At 38.5% G+C, this 1,424-nt stretch carries 1 protein-coding gene; it reads right to left on the bottom strand.

The annotated features are described in order from the left end of the window. Window positions 1-43: 43 nt before the first annotated feature. Window positions 44-1,395, bottom strand: a protein-coding gene (locus MK370_RS11300) for an IS3 family transposase (protein ID WP_268685322.1) whose coding sequence is annotated in 2 segments (ribosomal slippage) — window positions 44-954 and window positions 954-1,395 — 1,353 coding nt in all. Because the reading frame shifts where the segments join, the coding sequence is not laid out codon by codon here. Window positions 1,396-1,424 lie beyond the last annotated feature (29 nt).

Below are 1,424 nucleotides of genomic sequence, written 5' to 3'. Positions count from 1 at the left end.
GCCGGGACAAAATTGTACTGACCCCAAAAAGTTAGACAATTAATTATTGAAAGGATTTAGTTCTGTATTGCACAGGGCTAAGTCCTTTTAGTTTGACCTTAATTCGTTTGTTATTGTAGTAATCAATGTAGTCTACAATAGCTTGCTCAAGGTCTTCTAAAGACCTAAAGTTCTTCTCATAACCATAAAACATTTCAGACTTAAGAATGCCAAAGAAGGACTCCATCATGCCGTTGTCTGGGCTGTTACCCTTGCGTGACATGGATGGCTGAATCCCCTTCTTCTCCAAAAACTGGTGGTAAGAAGCATGTTGGTATTGCCATCCCTGGTCGCTATGGAGAATCGTATTCTCATAGTGTTTCTCTGTGAATGCCTGTTCCAACATGGTCTTCACTTGTTCTAAATTTGGTGAAGTAGAAAGATGATAAGCGATGATTTCACTGTTATATCCATCCAGAACAGGGGATAAATAGAGTTTCTGCCTGCTATTTGGAATGGCAAACTCTGTCACATCCGTATAGCATTTTTCCATTGGCTTGGATGCTTCAAATTGGCGTTGAATAAGATTCTCTGCTTTCTTGCCAATCTCTCCTTGGTAGGAAGAATACTTCCGTTTCCGACGAATTCGAGCCGCTAAACCAAGGACTTTCATCAGCAGTTGGACCTTTTTATGATTGACTACGAAGCCACGATTTCTTAGTTCAAGAGTGACTCTCCGATAGCCATAATTTCCTTTATGCTCACTATAAATGGACTGAATTTCAGCTTTAAGTTCTTGATTCTTATCTGGTTGATCTAGCTGTTTTAAGTGATAGTAGTAAGTTGAGCGAGCTAAATATGCCGTTTCAAGAAGTAAATCTAATCGAAATCCTCCTGAAACCATTTCTCTAACTGTCTCTGCCTTTCTCTCTCTAGGGCTTCGTCCCTTTCCTCTAACTCTTTTAACTTTTTTAGGTAGGCCACCTCAGTCCGTAAGCGTTCATTCTCCTCTTGAAGTCGCTCTAGTTCAGTCATTTCTTCCCAAGTTTTCTTCCGTTTACGTCCCATTTTAGCTGGCCTTCCTCTTATTTTCTCAACAATAGTATACCCGTTTTTCTTGTATTGTGCCAGCCAATTTGGAAGTAATCCACTACTTGGAAGAGCATAATCCAGAGATACGCTTAGTTGCGAACGACCTTCAAGTAGGACTTTATCAATCATTTTTTGTTTTAATTCAGGAGAGTAATAACGGTTTTTCCCTTTTTTGACATTTTCTATTCCGTAGCGATTAATCAATCGGATTAAGTACTTAAGATTTGAAAGGTTCATTCCATATTTTTCTGAAAGTCGCTTGAAGCTGATTCCTTGTTTTCTTAGTTCATAGATTCGAACTTTATCCTCATAAGTTAATTTCATTTAAAAACACCCCAAAAGTTAGATTTTTT

Source organism: Streptococcus sanguinis (assembly GCF_026781265.1).
In the GTDB taxonomy this organism is placed as follows: Bacteria; Bacillota; Bacilli; order Lactobacillales; family Streptococcaceae; genus Streptococcus; species Streptococcus sanguinis_T.
Note: the sequence above shows the minus strand (reverse complement) of the source record. Positions and strands in the feature narration are given on the sequence as shown.